The organism is Arthrobacter sp. S39, from assembly GCF_004320525.1.
Lineage (GTDB): Bacteria > Actinomycetota > Actinomycetes > Actinomycetales > Micrococcaceae > Arthrobacter.
The window spans coordinates 236,354-259,257 of sequence record NZ_SIHX01000003.1 but is presented as its reverse complement, the minus strand read 5'-3'; the positions used below and the strand labels follow the sequence as shown (position 1 = coordinate 259,257).

General features: G+C 67.0%; 19 protein-coding genes. 5 read left to right on the top strand and 14 right to left on the bottom strand.

Annotation, left to right across the window (positions count from 1 at the left end):
* Positions 1-25: 25 nt before the first annotated feature.
* From EYS21_RS07680 to nirB, 4 genes are all read right to left on the bottom strand, one after another.
* The gene (locus EYS21_RS07680; RefSeq protein WP_131132611.1) at positions 26-886 is read right to left on the bottom strand and encodes an FAD-dependent oxidoreductase; all 861 of its coding nucleotides are present in this window, start codon (positions 884-886) and stop codon (positions 26-28) included.
* Positions 887-1,090: 204 nt separating this feature from the next.
* Positions 1,091-2,242 (bottom strand): uroporphyrinogen-III synthase, encoded by a 1,152-nt coding sequence (locus EYS21_RS07675; RefSeq protein ID WP_131132610.1) that lies wholly within the window; start codon positions 2,240-2,242, stop codon positions 1,091-1,093.
* 14 nt (positions 2,243-2,256) lie between these two features.
* A complete protein-coding gene (gene cobA, locus EYS21_RS07670; RefSeq protein ID WP_131132609.1) occupies positions 2,257-3,291 on the bottom strand; it encodes a uroporphyrinogen-III C-methyltransferase in 1,035 nt (344 codons plus the stop codon).
* 2 nt (positions 3,292-3,293) lie between these two features.
* The gene (gene nirB / locus EYS21_RS07665) at positions 3,294-5,924 is read right to left on the bottom strand and encodes a nitrite reductase large subunit NirB (protein ID WP_131132608.1); all 2,631 of its coding nucleotides are present in this window, start codon (positions 5,922-5,924) and stop codon (positions 3,294-3,296) included.
* 248 nt (positions 5,925-6,172) lie between these two features.
* Here nirB and nirD point away from each other — a divergent pair, with 248 nt between their 5' ends.
* Positions 6,173-6,544, top strand: a complete 372-nt coding sequence (nirD, locus tag EYS21_RS07660; protein ID WP_131132607.1) for a nitrite reductase small subunit NirD — start codon at positions 6,173-6,175, stop codon at positions 6,542-6,544.
* A 6-nt stretch (positions 6,545-6,550) separates the two neighbouring features.
* Here nirD and EYS21_RS07655 read toward each other — a convergent pair whose 3' ends face one another.
* A complete protein-coding gene (locus EYS21_RS07655) occupies positions 6,551-8,290 on the bottom strand; it encodes a phospho-sugar mutase (protein WP_207307711.1) in 1,740 nt (579 codons plus the stop codon).
* Positions 8,291-8,414: 124 nt separating this feature from the next.
* Here EYS21_RS07655 and EYS21_RS07650 point away from each other — a divergent pair, with 124 nt between their 5' ends.
* Positions 8,415-8,900: an Rrf2 family transcriptional regulator gene (locus EYS21_RS07650; protein WP_131132605.1), complete on the top strand. Its 486-nt coding sequence runs from the start codon at positions 8,415-8,417 to the stop codon at positions 8,898-8,900.
* A 12-nt stretch (positions 8,901-8,912) separates the two neighbouring features.
* Here the strand turns inward: EYS21_RS07650 and EYS21_RS07645 are convergent, their stop codons facing one another.
* Positions 8,913-9,731 (bottom strand): purine-nucleoside phosphorylase, encoded by an 819-nt coding sequence (locus EYS21_RS07645; protein ID WP_131132604.1) that lies wholly within the window; start codon positions 9,729-9,731, stop codon positions 8,913-8,915.
* Positions 9,732-9,848: 117 nt separating this feature from the next.
* Here EYS21_RS07645 and EYS21_RS07640 point away from each other — a divergent pair, with 117 nt between their 5' ends.
* Entirely contained in the window at positions 9,849-11,264 is a 1,416-nt protein-coding gene (locus EYS21_RS07640; RefSeq protein ID WP_131132603.1) for an NAD(P)H-quinone dehydrogenase, read from the top strand.
* Positions 11,265-11,288: 24 nt separating this feature from the next.
* Here the strand turns inward: EYS21_RS07640 and EYS21_RS07635 are convergent, their stop codons facing one another.
* Positions 11,289-11,720 (bottom strand): hypothetical protein, encoded by a 432-nt coding sequence (locus EYS21_RS07635; RefSeq protein ID WP_131132602.1) that lies wholly within the window; start codon positions 11,718-11,720, stop codon positions 11,289-11,291.
* 236 nt (positions 11,721-11,956) lie between these two features.
* Here EYS21_RS07635 and EYS21_RS07630 point away from each other — a divergent pair, with 236 nt between their 5' ends.
* A complete protein-coding gene (locus EYS21_RS07630; protein WP_131132601.1) occupies positions 11,957-12,142 on the top strand; it encodes a PspC domain-containing protein in 186 nt (61 codons plus the stop codon).
* A gap of 58 nt (positions 12,143-12,200) precedes the next feature.
* On the opposite strand, the gene EYS21_RS07625 is transcribed toward EYS21_RS07630, so the two are convergent.
* From EYS21_RS07625 to EYS21_RS07610, 4 genes are all read right to left on the bottom strand, one after another.
* A complete protein-coding gene (locus EYS21_RS07625) occupies positions 12,201-12,494 on the bottom strand; it encodes a hypothetical protein (protein ID WP_131132600.1) in 294 nt (97 codons plus the stop codon).
* 226 nt (positions 12,495-12,720) lie between these two features.
* A complete protein-coding gene (locus tag EYS21_RS07620; protein ID WP_131132599.1) occupies positions 12,721-14,283 on the bottom strand; it encodes an FAD-dependent oxidoreductase in 1,563 nt (520 codons plus the stop codon).
* Entirely contained in the window at positions 14,280-16,505 is a 2,226-nt protein-coding gene (locus EYS21_RS07615) for a molybdopterin oxidoreductase family protein (protein WP_131132598.1), read from the bottom strand. The genes EYS21_RS07620 and EYS21_RS07615 overlap by 4 nt, the downstream gene beginning before the upstream one ends.
* 1 nt (position 16,506) lies before the next feature.
* The gene (locus tag EYS21_RS07610; RefSeq protein WP_131132597.1) at positions 16,507-17,982 is read right to left on the bottom strand and encodes an MFS transporter; all 1,476 of its coding nucleotides are present in this window, start codon (positions 17,980-17,982) and stop codon (positions 16,507-16,509) included.
* Between the two features lie 266 nt (positions 17,983-18,248).
* On the opposite strand from EYS21_RS07610, the gene EYS21_RS07605 reads away from it, so the two are divergent.
* Positions 18,249-19,661: an MFS transporter gene (locus tag EYS21_RS07605; protein ID WP_131132596.1), complete on the top strand. Its 1,413-nt coding sequence runs from the start codon at positions 18,249-18,251 to the stop codon at positions 19,659-19,661.
* A gap of 125 nt (positions 19,662-19,786) precedes the next feature.
* Here EYS21_RS07605 and EYS21_RS07600 read toward each other — a convergent pair whose 3' ends face one another.
* The 3 genes from EYS21_RS07600 to EYS21_RS07590 are packed head-to-tail and all read right to left on the bottom strand — an operon-like array spanning position 19,787 to position 22,850.
* Positions 19,787-20,518: a glutamine amidotransferase gene (locus EYS21_RS07600; protein WP_131132595.1), complete on the bottom strand. Its 732-nt coding sequence runs from the start codon at positions 20,516-20,518 to the stop codon at positions 19,787-19,789.
* Positions 20,519-20,561: 43 nt separating this feature from the next.
* Positions 20,562-21,014: a nuclear transport factor 2 family protein gene (locus EYS21_RS07595; protein ID WP_131132594.1), complete on the bottom strand. Its 453-nt coding sequence runs from the start codon at positions 21,012-21,014 to the stop codon at positions 20,562-20,564.
* An 18-nt stretch (positions 21,015-21,032) separates the two neighbouring features.
* Positions 21,033-22,850 carry a biotin carboxylase N-terminal domain-containing protein gene (locus EYS21_RS07590; protein WP_131132593.1) on the bottom strand — a complete coding sequence of 606 codons (1,818 nt, stop codon included), beginning with the start codon at positions 22,848-22,850 and terminating at the stop codon, positions 21,033-21,035.
* Between the last annotated feature and the right edge of the window lie 54 nt (positions 22,851-22,904).

Below are 22,904 nucleotides of genomic sequence, written 5' to 3'. Positions count from 1 at the left end.
TCAGGTGACCATCTTGCCACAGGGGTCAGGCGGCCACCGGAATGCGTTGTTCCGTCGCCGCGGCCGTCATGAGCTGCGTGGCGCAGGCGCCGGCGGCGGACGCTGCGGCAACCAGCAGGCCCAGCCGGACGCCGTCGAACGCTGCGGCATCACCGATGGCCCAGACCCCCGGGACCGACGTGCGGAAGTCCTTGGTAATGGCGATCCCGCCGTTGGGGGCCGTGGCGAGTCCGGCACTGGCGGCGAGGCCGTCACGGGAGACCCGTTCTTCCGCCAGGACCACCAGGTCACCGTTCATGCTGCTGCCGTCCTCGAAGACGATCCCGGCCGCGGTCAGCCCTGCGCCGGCTACGGAGTGCACCACTGCGGTGGGCCGGACCGTGGTGCGGATGGGCCTGACTCCGCGGGCGCGCAACACTGCCTCAGCCTGTCCGGCCGCGGCTCCGGTTCCCACCAGGATCCCCAGCGGCCGCCTTCCCAATGACCGGGTCACTTCCTTGACGGCGTCGCCGATCCGGGCGGCATCATCGATGGTTGAGTAGCTCAGGCAGCGGCCGGCACCCGCCACGGGGGACGCGGCGGGCGCCGAACCGGTGGCGATGACCAGTTCGTCGTAGCTGAATTCCATGCCATCGGCCGTGGTGACAGTGCGGCTGTCCGCGTCGATAAAGCTGGCGGGCTGGCCGAAGCGGACCGATACCTGGGGCAGTTCGGCCAGTTCGAGGAGCTCCGCCGCAGCGTCGTCCCGGTTGCTGAGCACTGTGATGGTTCCGCGGAACCTGGCACCGTCCAGCTGGCGGACCAGTGCCTGCGCGGCCGGCCCGGCACCGGCGATGACGATGCGCGGTGCCGGAGTGGATGAGGTGGACGGTGCCGGAGCGGACATGTGCTGGCCCTTTCGCTGGCGGCCGCAGGAGCGGCCGGGAATTCGTGATGAATCCCAGCGTAGGCGGACGGCTTTTCCGGCGTGTTTCCCCGCTGTTGCTGGGAAAACGCCCTTTGTTCGCCAACGTTTACCGGCTGGTAACAGAACCCGTGACGCACCTCTCACAACGGTCCGCAATGACACAAAGGGGCCGGAACCCGCGCGTTAGACGCGGATCCGGTAGCCCCTCTTGACCACTGTCTCCACCAGGCGGCCGTCCGGCAGCGAGGAGCGGAGCCGGCTGACGGTCATGTCCAGGGCGTGGACTGAACCCCTCAGCTCAAGAAGCTCGGACAACGATTCGCGGGACAGCACGGCCCCGCCGGCACCCAGCAGGGCGCGGAGCAGCAGCAGCGGCGCGGGGGCCAGTTCAACCTGTTGCCCGTCGATCCGCAGGCTGCGGCCGCGCAGCTCGATGTTGCCTGACCTCGTGTCCAGGCGGCGCACATGGTTCAGGGCGAGGTGCTCGCACACCAGCCTGATGAGGGCACCCATCCGGAACCGCTCCGGGATTAACGGCGTGATGCCGGCGTCGAGCAGGGGCTGCGCGGTGACCGGGCCAACCACTGCCGTGGTGACGTTGGTTTTCAGGCTTTCGATCAGCTGCTTGTACACACCCATTTCGTGGGCGGTGCTCCACATCGCGTCCACGGCGGGTGCACTGGTGAAGGTCAGGACGTCCAGGTTTCCGCTGCACGCAGCCTCGATGAGCCGGGGGAGTTTGTCCTCGCCGTCGGGCTTGACCCAGCGGTAGGGCGTCACCGTCAGGACGGTGGCGCCGGACATACGAAGCCGCTCGAGTTGCCGGACATCCGTGTAGCCGTGCAGCTGGACGGCGACGGTCTTGCCGCGTACGCCTTCGGCCAGCAGCATGTCCACCAGCGTCGCGGTGGTTTCGTCGCTGCTGATTCCGACGTCGGCCAGCCCTGCCGCGCGGACGGCGCCTCGGGCTTTGGGCCCGCGGACGAACATCCGGCAGGCTGCCAGGGTTTCCAACAGGGCCTCGCCGATGCCGAACGAGTCGGCAGCCTCGCACCAGCGGCGCATGCCGTAGGCGGTGGTGGCGATGCAGAGGTCCGGGCGTGCGGCGATGATCGCCTTGGTGTCCTCAATGAGGCGGATGTCCTCCTGCACCGGGGCGATCTTAAGGGCCGGTGCGTGCAACACTTCCGCGCCGCGGCGTTCGAGGGCCTCGATAAGGTCCTGGGAGCGCCGGTGCGAGGTCACGCCAATGCGGAAACCCTCCAAGGGGGAATCAGCCGATTCCCGCCCGGAGGTCTCTTCAGCCTGGGGTTCTGCGGGTGCCAGTGCGTTCATGGGGTTCAATCCTTTCATGAACCGAGCAGCGAGGCCGCCAGCCTGTCCAGGTCGGCGGCGGCCTCAGCATGCCCACGGTTGGCTTCAGCCACGCGAACCACCTCGCCGATGACGAGGACGGCGGGGTTGCTGCAGCCGGCAGCGGCGGAGGTGATGGTGCCCAGGTCCGCGATGGTGGTCCGCTGCCCGGGGCGGTAGCCGCGTTCGACGACGGCCATGGGCATGTCGGGACGCATCCCGGCCTTGCGGAGCCCGGCGGCGAGCTGGTGCAGGGTACCGATGCCCATGAGCACCACAATGGTGCCGCCGAGGCCGGCGAGGTGCTTGTGTTCCTTCTCCGTCAGCGGCGCGTGGCCGGAGACAACAGTGAACATGTGGCTGACTTCGCGGTGGGTCACCGGGATCCCGGCAGCGGCCGGGACGGAGATGGCGCTGGTGACACCCGAGATGACGCGGACCTTGACGCCGGCTGCCACGCAGGCGGCCACTTCTTCGCCGCCGCGGCCGAAGACGTAAGGATCGCCGCCCTTGAGCCGGACCACGTTGTTTCCGGCGAGGGCGCTTTCCACCATCAGCTTTTCGATGTCGGACTGGCCCACCTTGTGGTGGCCCGGCTTCTTGCCAACATCGACCAGTTCGGCCGAGGTCATGGACGGCAGTTCCTGGTAGGGAGCCAGCCGGTCATAGAACACCACGTCCGCGTCGCGGAGGGCCTTCATGGCGGCGACCGTCAGCAGCTCGGTGGTTCCGGGTCCGCCACCCACCAGGGTGACATGGCCTGCGGGGCCGGCAGCCGGTTCGGCTGCCACCGGGATGCCGGTTGCGCGGCAGCGCTCGAGCAGGGCCTCCCAGCCGGGCTGGCCGTCGTCGACGGCGGCGACCAGGAAGGGACGCTCAGGCAGCGGGCCGTCATGCCCGGCACCCTGGGGGGTGCTGAGGCGGTAGACGACGGCGCCGGCGGCCTCGTAGCGACGGACCGCCTGGCGTGCGGCGTGGTCCGAGCCGGTGACCAGGACCTCGCGGCCGGTGAGATCAATGCTGAGCTGCATGCCTATACCTCGTTCTCGTCGCGGGGCCTCATGGGGATGGAAGCGCCGATCAGGACCTTGCCTTTTTCCTCCGGGGTGGCGGGGCGCATCTGGCCACGCTCGTCGGAAACAAACGTGATGGAGTCGTCCTTCTGGTCGGGCGCGTTGACGAAGGAGCGGAACCGGCGCAGGCGCTCGGGGTCCTTGAGGGTGTCGGCCCACTCGTCGACGTAGGTGTCGACGTGCTTGGCCATGGCGGCCTCGAGGTCCTCGGCGATGCCCAGGGTGTCCTTGACCACCACATCCTCAACGTGCTTGATGCCGCCGTCGAGCTCTTCCTGCCAGCGCGCTGTGCGCTGCAGGCGGTCTGCGGTGCGGATGTAGTACATGAAGTAGCGGTCGATGTACTTGATCAGCGTCTCGTCGTCGAGGTCCTTGGCCAGCAGCTGGGCGTGGGCCGGGGTGGCACCGCCGTTGCCGCCGACGTACAGGTTCCAGCCGTCGGCGGTGGCGATCACGCCAACATCCTTGCCGCGGGCTTCGGCGCATTCGCGGGCACAGCCGGAGACGCCCATCTTGAGCTTGTGCGGGCTGCGGAGGCCGCGGTAGCGGAGCTCAAGCTGGATGGCCATGGCCACCGAGTCCTGGACGCCGAAGCGGCACCAGGTGGAACCGACGCAGGACTTCACCGTGCGCAGGCTCTTGCCGTAGGCCTGGCCGGATTCGAAGCCGGCGTCCACCAGTTCCTTCCAGATTTCCGGGAGTTCCTCCAGCCGGGCACCGAACATGTCGATGCGCTGGCCGCCGGTGATCTTGGTGTACAGGTTGTACTTCTCGGCCACGGCGGCGATGACGCCGAGCTTCTTCGGGGTGATTTCGCCGCCGGCAATGCGGGGGACCACCGAGTAGGTGCCGTCCTTCTGCATGTTGGCCAGGGCGCGGTCGTTGGTGTCCTGCAGGGTGCCGCGGCCGGCGTCCAGGACGTACGCGCTGTTCTGGCTGGCCAGGATGTTGGCGATGGTCGGCTTGCAGATGTCACAGCCGGCACCGGTGCCGTACTTGGCCATGATCTCTTCGAAGGAGGTCAGGCCCAGGACGCGGATGGCGTCGAACAGGTCCTGGCGGGACAGCTCGATGTGCTCGCAGAGGGCCTTGGAGACCTCGACGCCTGACTTGGTGAGTTCGGTTTCGAGCAGCTTCTTGAGCATCGGGACACAGGAGCCGCAGCTGGTTCCGGCGCGGGTGCAGCCCTTGAGCTCGCCGAGTTCCTGGACGGGGGCGTTGCCGTCGCAGGCGCCGCAGCCGTTGACGGTGTCGCGGATGGTTCCGGCGGACACGTTGTTGCAGGAACACAGGATGGCGTCGTCCGGGAGCTCGGTGTCCGGGGCGTCGCCGCCGCCGGCCGCGGTGAGGTACGCGCCGGGCTCGGCGCTGAGCTCACGGCCCAGAAGCGGGCGCAGGCTGGTGTAGGGGGTGGCGTCGCCCACGAAGATGCCGCCCAGGAGGGTCTTGGCATCGTCGGTGGTGACGATCTTCTGGTAGACGCCGCGGGCCGGGTCCGCGTAGACGATTTCGAGGGCGTGCTCGGTCTTGGCGAACGCGTCACCGAAGCTGGCAACGTCGACGCCGGACAGCTTGAGCTTGGTGGCGGTGTCGAACCCCGGGAAGGTGGCCTCTCCGCCGTGGAGGCGGTCAGCGACGATCTCCGCCATGGTGTTCGCGGGGGCCACCAGGCCCAGGCACATGCCGCCGAAGTTGGCCACTTCACCGATGGCCCAGATTCCGTCGACTTCAGTGGCGCAGTAGTCGTTGATGACCACGCCGCCGCGCTGGCCCAGCGAGAAGACCTGCTCCTCGCCCTCTGCCGCGCGGAAGAGCTCGTCGCGCGGCCGGACACCGATCGCGACGATGACAAGGTCAGCTTCAATGATGCGGCCGTCAGCCATGAGGACGCCGGTGACCTGGCCGTCGTCGTCGGACAGTACTTCGGAGGGGAACACGCCGCCGTGGACTTCGAAGCCCTTGGCCGTGATGAGCCGGCCCATGGCCTGGCCCGCGCCTTCATCGAGCTGGGTGGCCATCAGCCACTGCGAACCGTCGATGACGATCGGGTTGGCGCCAAGCTGCTCCGTGCCGGCCGCGGACTCGAGCCCGAGGAGGCCACCGCCGATGGTGACCGCGTTGACCTGGCGGCCGAGCTTCTCCGTGAGTTCAGCAATGGCCTTGTTGATGGCCCAGACGTCTTCGAGCGTGCGGTAAACGTGGGTGTGCTCGGCGCCGGGGATCGGCAGGCGGGCGGCATTCGAACCCGTGGCAACCACGAGGTGGTCGTATTCAAAGGTGTTGCCGGCCGCGGTTTCCACCGTCTTGGCGTCCGAGTTGATCTTGATGACGCGCTCGCCGGTCTTCAGGGACAGGGCTTCGTGGTCCCACATGGACGCCTCGCCCAGGGTGAGGTCGTAGTCCATGACGGTCAGCGCCTTGCTCAGCGCCACGCGGTCGTAGGGGAGGTGGGCTTCCTCAGTGAGGACCGTGACATGCCAGCCTTCGAGGCCGCGGGCATGCATTGCGTCCGCAAAACGGTGGGCCGCCGGGCCGCCGCCGGCGACGACGATGCGGCGCGGAGTCTCTGTGCTTGAAGTCTGTTCGGTCACTGTGGGCCTTTCGCATGGGCCGCAGACGGTGCTCTGCAGCTTGTCCATCCAGACTAGGTACCCGCAGTTTCGCTTCAGTTTCCCATTTGTTTCGTGAACTTAACTTCTGCATCACGAACGCATTTCCGACCGGGTGAGTTCTCTTTTACGCGCCGGACACATTCAGCGCATGCCCGTGAAACACCGGACGCCTAGCTTGTTAGTACGGCCATACAGGTGGCCAAGCAAGCACAGGGAGAGGAGCCGACATGACGGCAACACTGGAACTTGGGGCACTCGCCACAGAAACTGACACCGCCACCGGCTGGCACCGCGTCTGCGCCGTGGAGGAACTGGAACTGTCCTGGGGCGAGGCAGCCCTCATCGCAGGCCGCCAGGTAGCCCTCTTCCGCACCGGCCCCAGCGAAATCTTTGCGGTCGCCCACGAGGACCCCGCCACCGGCGCCCACGTCATGGCCCGCGGCATCCTCGGCTCACGCGGCACCCGCCCCACGATCGCCTCACCCCTGCACAAAGAGGTCTACGACCTGGAAACAGGCGAGTGCTTCGGAGTCGCTGAGCTGCGGCTGGACACGTTCAACACCCGCATCACCGACGGCTTCATCGAAATCGAGCTCTAGCCCGCGCTAGAGGCCGAGGGCCTCCCGCACGTCGCCGAGCACCTGGTCCAGGGCGGCGCGTGCGGCTTGGCGTGCCTCGGGGAGTTCCGCGGCGGACTCCACACCCTTGATCACTTCCAGGTAGCACTTGAGCTTCGGCTCGGTGCCGCTGGGACGGATGATCACCCGGGTCTGGTCCCTGGTCAGGTAGAGCAGGCCGTCGGTGGGCGGCAGGTGTTCGGTGCCGTCGGCGAGGTCCACGAAGGTTTCCACCGCCGAGGAACCGAAGGAATCCGGCGGGCTGACCCGGAGCCGGTTCATCATGGCATCCAGCAGGCCCAGGTTGGCCACCCTGATGCTCAGCTGGTCGCTCGCGTGCAGGCCGTGCTGCAGATAAAGCTCATCCAGGGTGTCAAAGATGGTTTTGCCGCCCGCTTTGGCCGTGGCTGCAAGCTCCGCGATCAGCACAGCGGCCGAGATGCCGTCCTTGTCCCGGACCAGGTCGGGGGCAACACAGTAACCCAAGGCTTCCTCGTAGCCGTACAGCAGTCCCGGAACACGGGAAATCCACTTGAATCCCGTCAGCGTTTCCTCGTGCGCGTACCCGGCTGCGGCGGCGATGCGGGACAACAGGCGTGAGGAAACGACCGAATTGGCGAGGACGCCGTCGGGCTTTTCCTCACCGCCGGCCGCAAGCCGGGCCACAATGTGTGCGCCCAGGAGCGCCCCCACCTCATCACCTCGGAGCATGCGCCAGGCGTCCGTGGACGGATCCTTGGCAGCGACCGCCGCGCGGTCCGCATCGGGATCGTTGGCCAGGACAATATCGGCATCCACCCGCACTGCCGTCTCCAGCGCCAGGTCCAGGGCGCCGGGCTCCTCCGGGTTCGGAAAACTCACCGTGGGGAACTCAGGGTCGGGCACAGCCTGTTCGGCCACCAGCGTGACGTCAGAGAAGCCCGCCTCGTTCAGGACGGCCACGGCTGTTTCCCCGCCGACGCCGTGCATCGGGGTCAGGACAATCCGCAGGTCACGGGACGGAAAACGTGCGGGATCGGCGAGTGCCGCCGTCGCGCGCTGGTAGTCCGCGGCAATGGACGGGTCCAGAACGGTCCAGCCGTCCGCGGCCAGGGCGATGGAGTCCACCGGTCCGACGGCGTCGATCCGCGCCGAGATTCCGGCGTCGTAGGGTGCCACGATCTGGGCACCCCGCCCGCTTTCCTCCACGGCGTGGCGGCCGAGGTAGACCTTGTAGCCGTTGTCCTGGGGCGGGTTGTGGCTGGCCGTGACCATGACCCCGCCGTCGCAGTCCAGTGCCCGCACAGCGTACGCCAGCAGCGGCGTCGGCAGCGCGGAGGGCATCAGGAAGGTCTCAAAACCGGCGGCGGTGAAGATCGCCGCCGTTTCTTCAGCGAAAATATCGGAATTGTGCCGGGCGTCGTAGCCGACGACGGCGCGCGGCCGGGTTCCCGGGGAGACCTCGCCCACGGCGTGGCTGAGGAAGGCCGCCAGGCCTGCCGCGGCACGGCGGACCACCACACGGTTCATCCGGTTTGGTCCCGGGCCGAGTGCCGCGCGCAGTCCCGCGGTGCCGAACTGCAGGGTGCCGTTGAAACTGTCAGCGAGTTCCTGCCGGGCAGCGCCGACTCCGCTTTCCGCCTGCCGGACCAGTTCAGACAGGGCGGCGGAAGTGGCGGAATCCGGATCCTGGGCGGCCCAGTCGCGGGCTTGGCTGAAGAGGATGGACTCGGCATCGGTGGACGTCATGGGCACAACGCTATCGTCATTGCCCGCCGAAGACTTCCCAAACACCCGCTTTGTCCCCGCCGGCGGCCCCGGAAAACCCCGGAAATCCTTGAAGTAAATTTTCTGGACAAGTACTGTCTCGAATATGAGGATGGGGGAGGGCGTGGAGTGGGCGTTGCACAGCTGCGTCAACATGTCCTGGACCCCGATGGGGGAGGCGGTCAGCAGTGCGCGGCTGGCTGACTTCTACAAACTGCCGGCCGCCTACCTTAACAAGCAGCTCCAGGCACTGGTCCGCGCCGGCATCCTGACGTCCGTTTCCGGCCCGAGGGGCGGCTTCCGGCTCGCGCGCCGATCGGACCGGATCTCGGTCCTGGACGTTTACCTCGCCATCGAGGGGAACGAGGACGCTTTCAGGTGCGAGGGCATCCTGAAGGACGCACCCGGTGGCGCGATGGACGCCGACTACGCGCGGAGCTGCCTGATTTCGCAGACCATGCGGCACGCCGAGGTCACCTGGCGTACCGAGCTTTCCCGGCAGACCATTGCCGGGATCGCGGAGTCCATCGAACGCCGGTTCCCCGAGGCCCGCGGGGATACGGTCAGCCGGCTGATGGGGACCCGGACCTGACCGGCCGGCTGCCTACAGCCTGGCGATGATCTCCGCGAGGAGTTTGGAGATGCGCGGTCCGGCGGCCTGACCGGACTCGAGGACTTCCTGGTGGCTCAGCGGGGCAGGGCTGATGCCGGCCGCGAGGTTGGTGACCAGGGAGATGCCGAATACTTCCATGCCCGCGTGGCGGCCGGCGATGGCCTCCAGCGCGGTGGACATGCCGACCAGGTCCGCGCCGATCCGTTTGGCGTACTGGACCTCGGCCGGGGTTTCGTAGTGCGGCCCGGTGAACTGCGCATAGACACCCTCTTCCAGTGAAGAATCGACCTCACGGGCCAGCCCGCGGATGCGGGATGAGTAAAGATCTGTCAGGTCAACAAAGGTGGCGCCCTCCAGCGGGGAGGCGGCGGTGAGGTTTATGTGATCTTTGATGAGCACTGGAGTGCCCGGTGCCCAGGCTTCGTTGAGGCCGCCGCAGCCGTTGGTGAGGACCAGGGTCGTGCAGCCGGCGGCGGCCGCGGTGCGGACGCCGTGGACGACGGCGCGGACGCCTTTGCCCTCATAGAAGTGTGTGCGCGCGCCCAGCACCAGCGCCCGCTTGCCTTCCTTGGTGAGGACCGAGCGGATGGTGCCCACGTGGCCTTCCACCGCCGGGGCATGGAAACCGGGAACCTCGTCCGCGGACAGCGTGGCGGTGGTGTCGCCGATCAGGTCGGCGGCCTGGCCCCACCCCGAGCCGAGGACCAGGGCGACGTCGTGGCGGTCCACACCTGTTTCCCCGGCGATGTAGTCGGCGGCGGCGCGGGCGGCGGCAAAGGGGTCAGTGTTCAGGAAGTCTGTATTACTCACTGGTACAAGTTATCGTGCTGTTGCTCCTGTGCACAGCATCACGGGTGCTGGTGACCGGCACCATGGCCACGGCTGTTTATTGGTGGTGCGGCGCCCCATGCGGGAGAATGGTTGTTTGTGACTACGCACCCTGATTTCAGCTCACCCCGGATCGCAATCCTCGGAGGTGGCCCGGGCGGATACGAAGCCGCCATGGTCGCTGCCTCGCTGGGGGCGCAGGTCACCATCATCGAACGCGCCGGACTGGGCGGCTCTGCCGTGCTCACCGACGTCGTGCCTTCCAAGACCCTGATCGCGACGGCGGACCTGATGACCCGCGTCGGCGAGGCGGGGGAGCTGGGAGTGAAGTTCGACGTCGACGGCGGAGACTTCGTGCCTGCCATGCGCGCCGACCTCAAGCACATCAACGACCGCCTCCTGGGCCTGGCACGTCAACAGTCCCAGGACATATCGACCGGGCTGGAACACCAGAACGTCCGCATCCTGCTTGGCTCGGGCAAGCTCGTTGACAACCACACCATCGAAGTCCTGACCGCGGACGGCACGGAAATTGTCGAGGCGGACACCATCCTGCTGGCCGTGGGTGCGCACCCGCGCGAACTGCCCACCGCCCGGCCGGACGGCGAACGCATCCTGAACTGGGCGCAGATCTACAACCTCGACGAGCTTCCCGAGGAGCTCATTGTGGTGGGGTCCGGTGTGACCGGTGCCGAATTCGCGTCCGCCTACAACGGCCTGGGCTCCAAGGTCACCTTGATTTCCAGCCGTGACCGGGTGCTTCCCGGTTCGGACACCGACGCCGCCGAGGTGCTGGAGGAAGTCTTCGAACGCCGCGGCGTGCGGGTCCTGTCCCGTGCCCGCGCCGAGACCGTGGAACGGACCGACGACGGCGTGGTGGTTACCCTGGGCGACGGCTCGAAGGTCACCGGCAGCCACTGCCTGGTCTGCGTCGGGTCCATTCCCAACACCGCAGGCATCGGCCTGGAGGAAGCGGGCGTGGCCCTCACCGAAAGCGGACACATCAAGGTCGACGGCGTCTCCCGCACCACCGCCCCGAACATCTACGCCGCCGGCGACTGCACCGGGGTGCTCGCCTTGGCGTCCGTAGCAGCCATGCAGGGCAGGATCGCGATCGCACATTTCCTGGGCGACGGCGTGACGCCCATCAAGCTGCACCAGGTGGCGTCCAACATCTTCACGTCGCCGGAGATCGCGTCCGTGGGTGTCTCCGAGGCCGAGATCGAGTCCGGCAAGTACCAGGGCGACGTCGTTAAGCTGTCGCTTAAGAGCAACGCCCGCGCCAAGATGCGCAACCACAAGGACGGCTTCGTCAAGATCTTCGCGCGCAAGGGTTCCGGGACCGTCATCGGCGGGGTGGTGGTGGGGCCGAACGCCTCCGAGCTGATCTTCGCCATCTCCATCGCGGTGAAGCAGAAGCTGCACGTCGACGACGTCGCCAGCACGTTTACGGTGTACCCGTCGCTGAGCGGATCCATTTCGGAAGCGGCGCGGCGCCTGCACGTCCACATGTAGGGCTGTTGTCAGCTCCGGGGCATTTCAGGCGCGCAACCTGACGTCCTTCCATACCTCCACCGTGGGACAGGCTGTGTGATCGCTTTCGCCTGCCTCGCAGAGGTAGATGATCGCCCGCAATTGGGCCTTCCCGGTGGTGAACAGGCCGGTCATCCCCACAGCGAATTGTGTTTCGCGCGTGCCGCAGGGTGTGGGAAGGAAGGCTGGTTCATCGTTCCAGCCGACCGTTTCACCTTGGAAGACCTGGAAGATCTGGAACATATAGGTCTTGCCAGGCGTGCACCTCACCGTCAGTTCGACCTGGACGATGTTGTTCGCCAGCGTGGCCGTGACCTGCGTCAGCGACGCAGGTTTGGGGGCAGCGTTGGCGGGGGAGGCGGTGAGTCCGAACAGCGCCATCAGAAAGGCCATGAACTTGACCGTCAGGCGCGGGTTGAATTTCATGTCCTGCTCCAAGGGATGTGTGCGTCAGTAAGGGATCCCCCCGGGCTTGATGCCGACTCACGGATGCTGACCAGGCATCCTGATCGAAACGTATGCCTCGGTACGGCTGAAGTCAACAAGGACAAGGAACCCTTGAAGCGGTCGAACTAAGCCGCCGAATCTTGAGATTTCCGCACAACGATGGCGCCGGCGCGAACCCTCTTCACGCGGGGCTGGTGGGCGTTGGGGGATCACGGTAGCGTGGCGGCATGACTACAGCTCTCGAGCGGCCGCGCCGTGGAAAAATCATCGGCGGCGTCTGCGCTGCCCTGGCAGCCCGGTTTGGGTTGCCGAAATTCCTGGTCAGGCTCGGCTTTGTGATCTTTGGCCTGGTGGGGATCGGCGAGCTGGTCTACATCGCCCTGTGGATCATGATTCCCAAGGCCCCGGCGTAAGCCAGGGGAGACGGTCTGCAGTTGGCCCCGAGACCGGGGGCCAACCCTGTGACAGCTGTTATGGACCTTCCTCAGGGAAAGCCTCGGGGTAGGGGAACAGGTGGCCGTTGCAGAATTCGCCGGGGCTCGGAGCGAAGTCCTTGAAGCCGGCTGCGACGATCTGGCCGTAGGACTGGACCCGTCCACCTTCAAACGGATCGTCCGGATGGTCATTGAGTCCGGAGAACGAGCAGATGGAATTGGCGTGCTCGGGGCCCCGTTCCACCTGCCCTGCCGCCGACGCCGGTGCGGTGGCCATTCCCATCAGCGCCAACGTACAGACTGCAGCACCCAGCAGTGATTTCTTGTGCATAGCGTTACCTCAATTCCTCGAAGTGGTGACTCTTCGCGGTGGCAGACGCTGCGAATTGGTGCAAACCATGACACTGCCCAGCGCAGGTCTGCTACCTACGGGCCGGAGGCCCGTGCGGTGAGTCTACTGACAGCCCACGCCATTGGGAACAGCCTGCGCCAAGGCCTGCGGAAAACCGCAGGCCTTGGCTTTGGGGAAGGCGGGATTCAATCACCGGTCGGAGATGTCAGGCGGCGGCAGCCGCCTGGAAGTGTTTTTCGATGAGCCCCTTGATGTCCTCGTGGCAGCCGCCGCAGCCGGTCCCGGCGCGGGTTGCCTTGGAGACTTCGGCCACCGTGGAGCAGCCGTCCTCCACAGCACCCTGGATCTTGGTCCCGCTGACTCCGGCGCAGCGGCACACAGTGCCCGCCGGGTCTGCCGGGCCGGATGCTGCCAGCTGGTCAGGGCCGTCCAGGCGGAGCAGCAGCGAGCGGTCGGCCGGCAGCTCCGCGCCGCGCTCGAACAGCCCTACCAGTTCCGCGGCGGTCCGCGGCATGCCCACCGCCACGAGGCCTTCCAGCACTCCGCCGCGGGTGGTCATCTTGACGTAGCGGCCGTGTTCGGGGTCCGCCCACTGCGCGATCTGCAGGCGGGGACGGCCGTTCACGGCTCCGGCGGTGAGGGCATCCTCGTCCCAGGGATCGGCGCCGTTGTTGCCGGCCACCGCCATGTTCATGCCGCGGGCCTTGAGCACAATGATGCCGGCCTGCTCCTGGGGCAGCTCCTGCAGGGTGTCGGCTGCCTCCTGCGTGCCTGTAGCGAGGAGGGTGAGGTATTCGGCGAGCCATTCAGCCTGCCGCCAGCCCGGGCCCACCAGGCCGGAAGGGCCCTTCGCCGTGCGGCACTCGGCACAGGCTGGATCCGGGCAGCGGACCTCGGCGCAGTCGCCGATCGCGAAGATGTGGGGTTCGTGGTGCGCGCGGAGCCGGTGGTCCACCAGGATTCCGGTGCCGGTGGAAAGGCCGCAGCCTTCGGCCAGCTCCGTCCGGGGACGCACGCCGCACGAGATGACCAGGAGGTCGCCGTCGATCGCTGAACCGTCGTCGAGCAGCAGAGCCGAGAAACCGCCGTCGGGCGCGTTGTGCTCCACTCCAGTGGAGCGTGCATTCCCGGCCATCCGGACACCGCACTGGCGCAGGCTGGCAGCAAGGACCGCGCCGCCGCCGCGGTCGATGTTGCGGCCCAGGGGATGCGGACCGTTGTGCACCACCGTCACGGTGGCGCCTTCCTCGGCAGCGGCCAGGGCTGTTTCGAGGCCCAGCACGCCGCCGCCCAGCACCACCACGCGCTTGCCGCCGTCGACCGCCTGGCGGAGCACCCCGGCGTCCCGCAGGTCGCGGAGGGCGGTGACGCCGGCAGGGAGCACGGGGGAGGTGGGGTCGGGGTTGATGCCCGTGAGGTTGGGAATGACCGGACGCGAGCCGGTGGCGAAGACCAGGCGCTCGTAGTGGGCGGACGTGCCGTCGGTGAGGACCACTTGCTGGCGGGCACGGTCGACGCGGCGGACCTTCACGCCGAGGCGGACGTCCACGCCCTCCGCGGCCAGAGCTTCGGCATCGGACAGGGCCAGCGCATCTGCCGTGGTGCGCCCTACGCCGAGGTCGGCAACAAGCACGCGGTTGTAGGCGGCTTCGGATTCCTCGCCCACCACCGTCAGGCTGACGTGTCCGTCGCGGACTGCCGGCATCAGTTCATCGATCAGGCGCGCGGCCACAGGGCCAAAACCGACAATGACAATCTGCTCACTCATGAGGCCTCCGTCGTCTGAAGAACACTGGTCTGGGGCTGGTTCGGGGCCTGGTCGGCAGCCAGCCGGACCCAGACCTTGTTGAACTTGAATTCGGGCATCCCGGAGATGGGGTCCGTGGCGGCTTCCGTCAGCCGGTTGGCGCTTTCGAGTTCGGGGAAGTGGAACGGCAGGAACACCGTTTCCGGGCGGATCGCCGTGCTGAGCTCGGCCTGGCAGACCACCTGTCCGCGTTCGTTGGCCACCGAGACGAAGGAACCCTCGGCGATTCCCATGGACATCGCGGCCGCCGGATGGATCTGGACTTTTGCTTCGGGCTGGCTGGCCAGCAGCTCGGACACCCGCCGGGTCTGGGCGCCTGACTGGTAGTGCTCCAGGAGGCGGCCGGTGATGAGGGTCATGGTTTTTGCTGCCGGGTCAGGGTTGGCCTCGGGCGTACGACGGCGGCGCGGCGTCACCGGGGTCATGACCGCCTTGCCGTCGGCGTGGGCGAACGCGTCCAGGAACAGCCGCGGCGTGCCGGTGCTGCCCGCGGGGTACGGCCAGTAGGCGGCCTCGCCCCGGTCCAGCATGGCGTAGTCGATGCCGGAGTAGTCGGCCAGGCCGCCGGCGGAGGCGAGCCGGAGCTCCTCGAACACCGTTTCCGGGTCCTCGCTGTAGGTGGAGGGTGCCTCGAGGGCCTCGGCCAGCCGGGCCATGATCCACAGTTCGCTGCGGGCACCGGCGGGAGGCTGCAGGGCACGGCGGCGGCGCAGCACGCGTCCTTCGAGGTTGGTCAGGGTGCCTTCCTCCTCGGCCCACTGCAGGACCGGCAGGATGAGGTCGGCCTCGGCTGCGGTCTCGGACATAAAGAAGTCGCAGACCACGAGGAAATCGAGGCTGCGGAGCCCGGCGATGACGGAGTTGGCATCGGGGGAGGCCACCGCGATGTTGGAGGCGTGGACAAAAAGGCAGCGGACGCCGTCGGGCTGTCCAAGTGACTTGAGCAGCTGGACGGCCGGGAGGCCGGGGCCGGGAATGGTTTCCTCCGGGACGCCCCAGACGCCGGCCATGTGGGCGCGGGCGGCGGGGTCGGTGATCTTCCGGTAGCCGGGGAGCTGGTCGGCCTTCTGGCCGTGCTCGCGGCCGCCCTGGCCGTTGCCCTGGCCGGTGAGGGTGCCGTAGCCGCTGCGGAGCGAACCGGGCAGGCCCAGGAGCAGGCTCAGGTTGATTGCGGCGGTGGCGGTGTCCGTGCCGTCAACGTGCTGTTCCACGCCGCGGCCGGTGAGGATGTAGCTGCCGCCCTTGCGTGCGCCGTCGGCAAGCCTCCGGGCGGTGTCGCGGATGAGCTCCGCCGGGACACCCGTGATCGACTGGACGCGTTCGGGCCAGAAGGAGTTCACGCTGCGGACCACGGCGTTGTAGCCGGACGTGCGCTCCGCGATGAAGGCGGCGTCGGCCAGGCCTTCATGGATGACCACGTGGGAGAGGCCCAGCAGGAGGGTCAGGTCAGTGCCCGGCAGCGGCTGCAGGTGGATGCCGCCGCCGTCGGAGGTGAAGTTGGCTGTCGCGGAACGGCGGGGATCAACGATGATCAGGCCGCCGGCGTCGCGGGCGCCCTTGAGGTGCTGGACGAACGGGGGCATTGTCTCGGCAACGTTGGAGCCCAGCATCATGATGGTGCTGGCGCTGTCCAGGGCTTCGAGCGGGAAGGGGAGCCCGCGGTCAACGCCGAAGGCGCGCATACCGGCGGCCGCCGCGGAGGACATGCAGAAACGGCCGTTGTAGTCGATGCGGGAGGTGCCGAGGGCCAGGCGGGCGAATTTGCCCAGCATGTAGGCCTTTTCGTTGGTGAGGCCGCCGCCGCCGAAAACGCCGACGGCGTCCTTCCCGTAGCGGGCGCGGGTGTCCTTCACTGCTTTGGTGACCAGGGCAAGAGCCTGGTCCCAGCCGATGGGACGGTGGATCCCGTCGTCGCCCTTGAGGAGCGGCTCGGTGACGCGTCCCGGGTGGTTCAGGAGGGTTGCTGAGGTCCAGCCCTTCCGGCACAGGCCCCCGCGGTTGGTGGGGAAGTCCCGGCCGCTGACTTCCAGGACAGGACCTGTGGCGGAGGCCAGTTCAGCGGCACCGGCGGGCACGGGGACTGACCCCGGCTCGGAAGCCGGGGTCAGTTCCGCTGGAGACTTGAGCGTCATGGCGCACTGCAGGGCGCAGTAAGGGCAGTGCGTGTCGGCGCTTTTGGTCATGTTAGACGTGTCCCATCGCATTTCGGTTGGCGTTGCGGATGTAGAAGGCCCAGCAGACGATCAGCATGACCACGTAGGCTCCGACGAAACCGTAGAAGGCCGGTGTGTAGGATCCGCTGGCGGTGTTGGAGGCGTTCAGGACCTGCGGGATAACAAAGCCGCCGTAGGCGCCGATCGCCGAGATGAGGCCGAGGGCAGAGGATGCGAGCCGCTGGGTCTGGACCGTGCTGGCTCCGGACTTCGCTGCCCGGCTGGACGTGGCGAAGATGATGGGGATCATCCGGTACGTTGCGCCGTTGCCGAAGCCGCTGGCGGTGAAGAGCATCAGGAACAGGACCAGGAAGAGCCAGAAGTTCTTCAGCGGCAGCGTCCAGATCATGGTGAGGGTGATGACGGCCATGGAGGCAAACGCTGCCACGGTCATGCGTGCACCGCCCATGCGGTCAGCCATGCGTCCGCCGTAGGGACGGGCGAGTGACCCGACCAGCGGGCCGAGGAAGGCCAGCGAGAGCGCCACGGTGCCGACTCCGATGGAGGAGAAAGCGGGGAAGTAATCCTTGATGAGCTTCGGGAACACGCCGGCGAAGCCGATGAAGGAACCGAAGGTACCGATGTAAAGCAGCGCCATGATCCACAGGTGCGGTTCCTTGAGCGCTGCAACCGAGCCGGCCACGTCGCCCTTGGCGCTGGTGAGGTTGTCCATGTACTTCCAGGCGCCGAAGGCGGCGATCAGGATGAACGGGACCCACATCCAGCCCGCCATGGGCAGGTTGACGCTGCCGACGGCCACCAGGGTGATCACAATCGGGACGGCGAGCTGTGCGACGGCGGCACCCATGTTGCCGCCGGCGGCGTTCAGGCCCAGGGCCCAGCCCTTTTCGCGGGCCGGGTAGAAGAACGTGATGTTGGCCATGGAGCTGGCGAAGTTGCCGCCGCCGAAGCCTGCGAGGGCCGCCACGAACAGCATGACACCGAACGGGGTTTCGGGGTTGGAGACGCAGAGTCCCAGGCCGATGGCGGGAATCAGCAGGAGGAGCGCGGACACGATGGTCCAGTTCCGGCCGCCGAAGCGGGGAACCATAAAGGTGTAGGGGATGCGGAGCGTGGCGCCTACCAGGCTGGGCATTGAGATCAGCCAGAAGATTTCCGACGTGGTGAACGTGAAGCCGGCAGCGGGGAGCTGGACTACTACGATGGACCAGAGCTGCCAGACCACAAAGCCGAGGAATTCAGCGAAGATGGACCAGTTCAGGTTGCGGCGGGCGATGGCGCGGCCGGCGGACTCCCACTGCTCTTTGTTCTCTGCGTTCCAGTTGGCGATCCAGCGGCCGGGCCGGTATTCAAGGGCGGGGGCGTCAGTTGTACGCGTGGAGCCGGGCTGTGCGCTGGCGGATGTAGACACGCCTTCGTGCAACGGGTCGGTGTCTAAATCTACGGAATTGCCGGTGCCGGCATCTGCGCTGCGATCAACAGTCACGGTGTACCTCCTCTTGGGGGATGTTGTTCTTCCAAGGTAGAGAAGGTGCGTTTCGTGGACAGTCGCCGTTTGTTAACGCGCTGTGACATTTGCCTATCGGGGCACTTTTGATGGCGTGAGGACCGGAAAATGAGACACATCACAGATGTCCGCATGGTGGACCTTTTGTCCATTGACTGGACGGCGGGAACTAATATTGAACTCTAACTACTGCACGCCGGGCCTCTGCTCCCACGTCCGGCGGGTTCTGACGAAAGTGTTCCTACATGTCATCAACTGAAACCTCGACCGGTCCCGGACCCGCCAAGGCGGTTAACTCCCGTGGCCGCGTGATTGTTGCCAGCCTGATCGGCACCACCGTGGAGTTCTACGACTTCTACGTTTACGCCACGGCAGCGGTGCTGGTCTTCCCCTCGCTGTTCTTCCCCAACCAGAACGAAACCACCCAGCTCCTGAGCTCGTTCGCCGTGTTCGGGGTGGCATTTATCGCCCGCCCGCTGGGATCGGTCGTCTTTGGCCACTTCGGCGACAAGTTCGGCCGCAAGGGCACCCTCGTGGCGTCGCTGCTGACGATGGGTATCGCCACCTTCCTCATCGGCTGCCTGCCCACGGCGCTGGTCCCGGGCTGGCAGTTCTGGGCCCCGGCACTCCTCGTGGTCATGCGCTTCGCACAGGGCCTGGCCCTCGGCGGCGAATGGAGTGGCGCTGCGCTGCTTGCCACCGAAAACGCCCCCGCCAACAAGCGGGCCATCTACGGCACCTTCCCGCAGCTGGGCGCGCCCATCGGCTTCATCATCGCCAACGTGATCTTCCTGGTCTTCAGCTACGCCCTGACGCCGGCCGACTTCCTCGCCTGGGGCTGGCGCGTACCCTTCCTGCTGAGCGCCGTGATGGTCATCATCGGCCTCTACGTCCGCCTCAAGCTGATCGAAACCCCCGCGTTCACCAAGGTGCTCGAATCCAACGAGGTGGCCAAGCTGCCGATCGGCCGTGTCTTCAAGACCAGCTGGCGTCCGCTGATCCTGGGCACGTTCATCATGCTCGCCACCTACGTGCTCTTCTACCTGATGACCACGTTCACGCTGACCTACGGCACCCGGGCCTCCAGCCTGGACACCGCCAAGGCCGCCGCCGAGAAGGCCGGAAAGCCGATGTCGGAAGCCGCCGCGGCTGCGTTTGTCCCCGGCCTGGGCTACACCCGCAACGACTTCCTCTGGATGCTGATCGCCGGCGTCGTTTTCTTCGGCATCTTCACCCTGGTCTCCGGTCCGCTGGCCGAGAAGTACGGCCGACGCAAGATGCTGCTGACCGTCACCGGCGGCATCTTCGTCTTCGGCCTGCTGTTCGTCCCGCTGTTCAGTGGCGGCTTCGTGGGCACGATGGCCCTGCTGATCATCGGCTTCTCGCTGATGGGGCTGACGTTCGGTCCCATGGGGGCGCTGCTACCGGAACTGTTCCCCACCAACGTGCGGTACACCGGGTCCGCCGTCAGCTATAACGTCTCCAGCATCCTGGGCGCAGCAGTGGCACCGTTCATCGCCGTCGCCCTGTGGGAAACGGCTGACGGCAGCCCCGTGCTGGTGGGTGTCTATCTCACGGCCATGGCGGTACTGACCCTCATTGCCCTGTTCGTGAGCCGGGAGACCCGGGACCTGGACTACGAGAACAACGTGGCCTGACGTTCCAGCCCGCTTACTGCCGGAAATGCCCGGCGTGCTCCCTGCTGTTGAGGGGAGCGCGCCGGGCATTTCTGCATCCTGGACAGCATAGGGCAGGAACGACGGCGGTGACCCGGCTGGCGCGCTCAGGTGGCGTAGCGTGCCACGAAGTTTTTGAGGATGTTCATGGGCTCGGTCGCAGTGTAACGGCGGGCGTCCGCCATCAGCTCCTCGGCCGACTCCGGCGGGAAGTACCCGGCATGGCGGTAGATGTCGATCCTGGTGACCAGTCCCTCGGCGTCCAGTTCGGGATGGAACTGCGTGGCGTACAGGTTCTCCTTGATCCGGAACATGTGCACCGGGCAGGCCTGGGAAGAAGCCAGCAGAACGGCATGGGCGGGCAGCGAGGAGCAGGCCTCCTTGTGCCCGGTAAAGGCAGTAAACCGGGCGGGCATTCCGCGCAGGAGAGGATCAGCCAGCCCGGCATCGGTGAGTTCTATTTCCACCGCGCCGAGGGGTTCGCCGAACGTCCTGTCGATCACGGCGCCCTGGTGTCTTCCCAGCGTCCCGACGCCGTAGCAGGCGCCAAGGAACGGGAAATCCTGCTCCACGATGCGGTCCAGCAATCCTGCCAGTTCCCGCTCCACCCGGTGCTGGGTGGCGCTTTTATGGTCGCTGGGATCGCTGGAGGTGAACGGGCTGCCGCCGACGATCACCGCCGAGTAGTCGGCCAGGTCCAGCTCCGGCAGGGGCGCCGCCTCCAGCCGGATCCGCCGCAGTTGCCCCGGCGCCAGGCCGCCGTACCTCAGGTAGGCCGCATATTCGTCATCGGCAGCGGCGTCTTCAGCCCGGGAGGCAAGCAGCAGGAAAGGCTTCACACGCTAAGTGTGCCCGGGCCACCTGCCGGACGCCAGAGGGCGATCAGCTTTCGGGCGCCCGGTCGGGCGACTGGGCCAGGGACCGCCGCGACTGCGGCCGGGCGGCGGGGTCGGCGTGCCGGTGGACCAGCTTCCAGTAGCCCTCTTCACGGCGGAAGATGCTGGTCACGCGGAGCGCAAACTCCTCCGCGAGGCCGGCTCCGTCCAGGCGGGCGCGGAAGTGTTCGGTCTCCACCAGGTAGGCGGTGTCACGCGCGGTGTAGGACGTGATGGTGTCGAACCCCAGCATCTCGCCGTCCTGGAACTGCCGGGAGGCCTGGTCCAGCCGCGCTTCCACCTGGGCCCAGCCGCGGGCAATGCCGCCGAACGGGTTGGCCAGGGTAACGTCGTCGAGCCGGGAATAGAGATCCTTGACGGGCCCCGCATTTCCGCGGGTGATTTCCGGAACGGCCAGGTGGTAGCGGTCAACTTCTTCTTCAAAACTGGGTGCGAGCATGGGTGCCTCCGGCGCTGACTAGTCTTCGATCGTGGCGATGACGGCACCGGCCGACACTGTCTCGCCGGCCTTGGCGTTCAGCCCGGTAATGGTTCCGGAGCGGTGCGCGGTCAGGGGCTGCTCCATCTTCATCGCCTCAAGGACAACAATCAGGTCACCCTCGGCCACGACGTCGCCGTTGCTGACGGCCACCTTGACGATGGTGCCCTGCATGGGGGAGGCGAGGGCGTTCCCGGTGGCGCCGGCGGCGGCACCGCCTGAACGGGAACGCTTCTTGGACTTCGCCGGCTTCGCGGCGGCGGAACCTGATCCGGACCCCAGGGAGCCCAGGGACGCAGGGAGCACCACTTCGAGGCGCTTGCCGCCTACTTCAACCACCACGCGCTGGCGTTCGCCGGCGTCGTCGGCCTGGGCATCGGTGCCGGTGGGCGTCCAGGCCGGGATGTCGCTGACGAAGTCCGTCTCGATCCAGCGGGTGTGGACCTTGAACGGGCCTTCCGCCGGTGCGAAGTCCGGGTTGCTGACCACTGCAAGGTCGAAGGGGATGACGGTGGGAATGCCCTCCACCACCATTTCCTCCAGGGCCCGGCGGGAACGCTGCAGGGCCTGGGTGCGGGTGGCTCCGGTAACGATCAACTTGGAGAGCATCGAGTCGAAGTTGCCGCTGATGACGTCGCCCTGCTCCACGCCGGAGTCAACCCGGATGCCGGGGCCCGTGGGGTTCTTCAGGGTGGTGATGGTGCCCGGCGCCGGCATGAAGTTGCGGCCCGGGTCCTCGCCGGTGATCCGGAATTCGATGGAGTGGCCGCGGACCTCGGGGTCGCCGTAGCCCAGTTCCTCGCCGCGGGCCAGCCGGAACTGTTCGCGGACGAGGTCGATTCCGGTAACTTCCTCGGAGACACAGTGCTCCACCTGGAGGCGCGTGTTGACTTCAAGGAAGGAGATGGTGCCGTCCTGGCCCACCAGGAACTCGCAGGTCCCGGCGCCGAGGTAGCCGGCTTCCTTCAGGATCGCCTTGGATGATTCGTAGAGCCGGCGGTTCTGCTCCTCGGTGAGGAACGGCGCGGGCGCCTCTTCAACGAGTTTCTGGTTGCGGCGCTGCAGCGAGCAGTCGCGGGTGGACACCACCACAACGTTGCCGTGGGCGTCGGCGAGGCACTGGGTCTCAACGTGGCGCGGGGCGTCCAGGAACCGTTCGATGAAGCACTCGCCGCGGCCGAAGGCGGCGACGGCCTCACGCACGGCGGATTCAAACAGTTCTGGGATTTCTTCCCGGGTGCGGGCCACCTTGATGCCGCGTCCGCCGCCGCCGAAAGCGGCCTTGATCGCAACGGGAAGGCCAAACTTGTCCACGAAGTCGAGGATCTCCTCGGCCGACTCCACCGGATCTGCGGTGCCGGGCACCTGGGGAGCGCCGACTTTTTCCGCGATGTGGCGGGCCTGGACCTTGTCGCCCAGGGCGGAGATTGCCTCGGGGGACGGGCCAATCCAGGTGATGCCGGCGGCGATGACCTTGGCCGCGAACTCGGCGTTTTCGGCCAAGAAGCCGTAGCCGGGGTGGATGGCGTCGGCACCGGACTGGCGGGCGGCGTCGAGAATTTTGTCCATGACCAGGTAGGACTCGGCAGCGGTGTTTCCACCGAGGGAGTAGGCCTCGTCGGCGAGCCGCACGTGCAGCGCATCACGGTCCGGATCGGCATAAACAGCCACGGAGCCGATGCCTTCATCACGTGCGGCGCGGATGATCCGCACGGCGATTTCGCCACGGTTGGCGATCAGCACCTTGGTGAGGTTCGACTGCACGGGACTTGCGGACTGCTCCAAATTTGCTGACAAGGCGTCTCCTTCTTTCCTTCAGGGAGCCTAGCGCGATTTTGAGGGTTCCGCCGA

Excerpts from the sequence above, each read along its gene's own strand:
- EYS21_RS07680 (WP_131132611.1), bottom strand. The coding sequence starts at position 886 with ATGTCCGCTCCGGCACCGTCCACCTCATCCACTCCGGCACCGCGCATC.
- EYS21_RS07675 (WP_131132610.1), bottom strand. The coding sequence starts at position 2,242 with ATGAACGCACTGGCACCCGCAGAACCCCAGGCTGAAGAGACCTCCGGG.
- cobA (WP_131132609.1), bottom strand. The coding sequence starts at position 3,291 with ATGCAGCTCAGCATTGATCTCACCGGCCGCGAGGTCCTGGTCACCGGC.
- nirD (WP_131132607.1), top strand. The coding sequence starts at position 6,173 with ATGACGGCAACACTGGAACTTGGGGCACTCGCCACAGAAACTGACACC.
- EYS21_RS07655 (WP_207307711.1), bottom strand. The coding sequence starts at position 8,290 with ATGACGTCCACCGATGCCGAGTCCATCCTCTTCAGCCAAGCCCGCGAC.
- EYS21_RS07650 (WP_131132605.1), top strand. The coding sequence starts at position 8,415 with ATGAGGATGGGGGAGGGCGTGGAGTGGGCGTTGCACAGCTGCGTCAAC.
- EYS21_RS07630 (WP_131132601.1), top strand. The coding sequence starts at position 11,957 with ATGACTACAGCTCTCGAGCGGCCGCGCCGTGGAAAAATCATCGGCGGC.
- EYS21_RS07625 (WP_131132600.1), bottom strand. The coding sequence starts at position 12,494 with ATGCACAAGAAATCACTGCTGGGTGCTGCAGTCTGTACGTTGGCGCTG.
- EYS21_RS07620 (WP_131132599.1), bottom strand. The coding sequence starts at position 14,283 with ATGAGTGAGCAGATTGTCATTGTCGGTTTTGGCCCTGTGGCCGCGCGC.
- EYS21_RS07615 (WP_131132598.1), bottom strand. The coding sequence starts at position 16,505 with ATGACCAAAAGCGCCGACACGCACTGCCCTTACTGCGCCCTGCAGTGC.
- EYS21_RS07605 (WP_131132596.1), top strand. The coding sequence starts at position 18,249 with ATGTCATCAACTGAAACCTCGACCGGTCCCGGACCCGCCAAGGCGGTT.
- EYS21_RS07595 (WP_131132594.1), bottom strand. The coding sequence starts at position 21,014 with ATGCTCGCACCCAGTTTTGAAGAAGAAGTTGACCGCTACCACCTGGCC.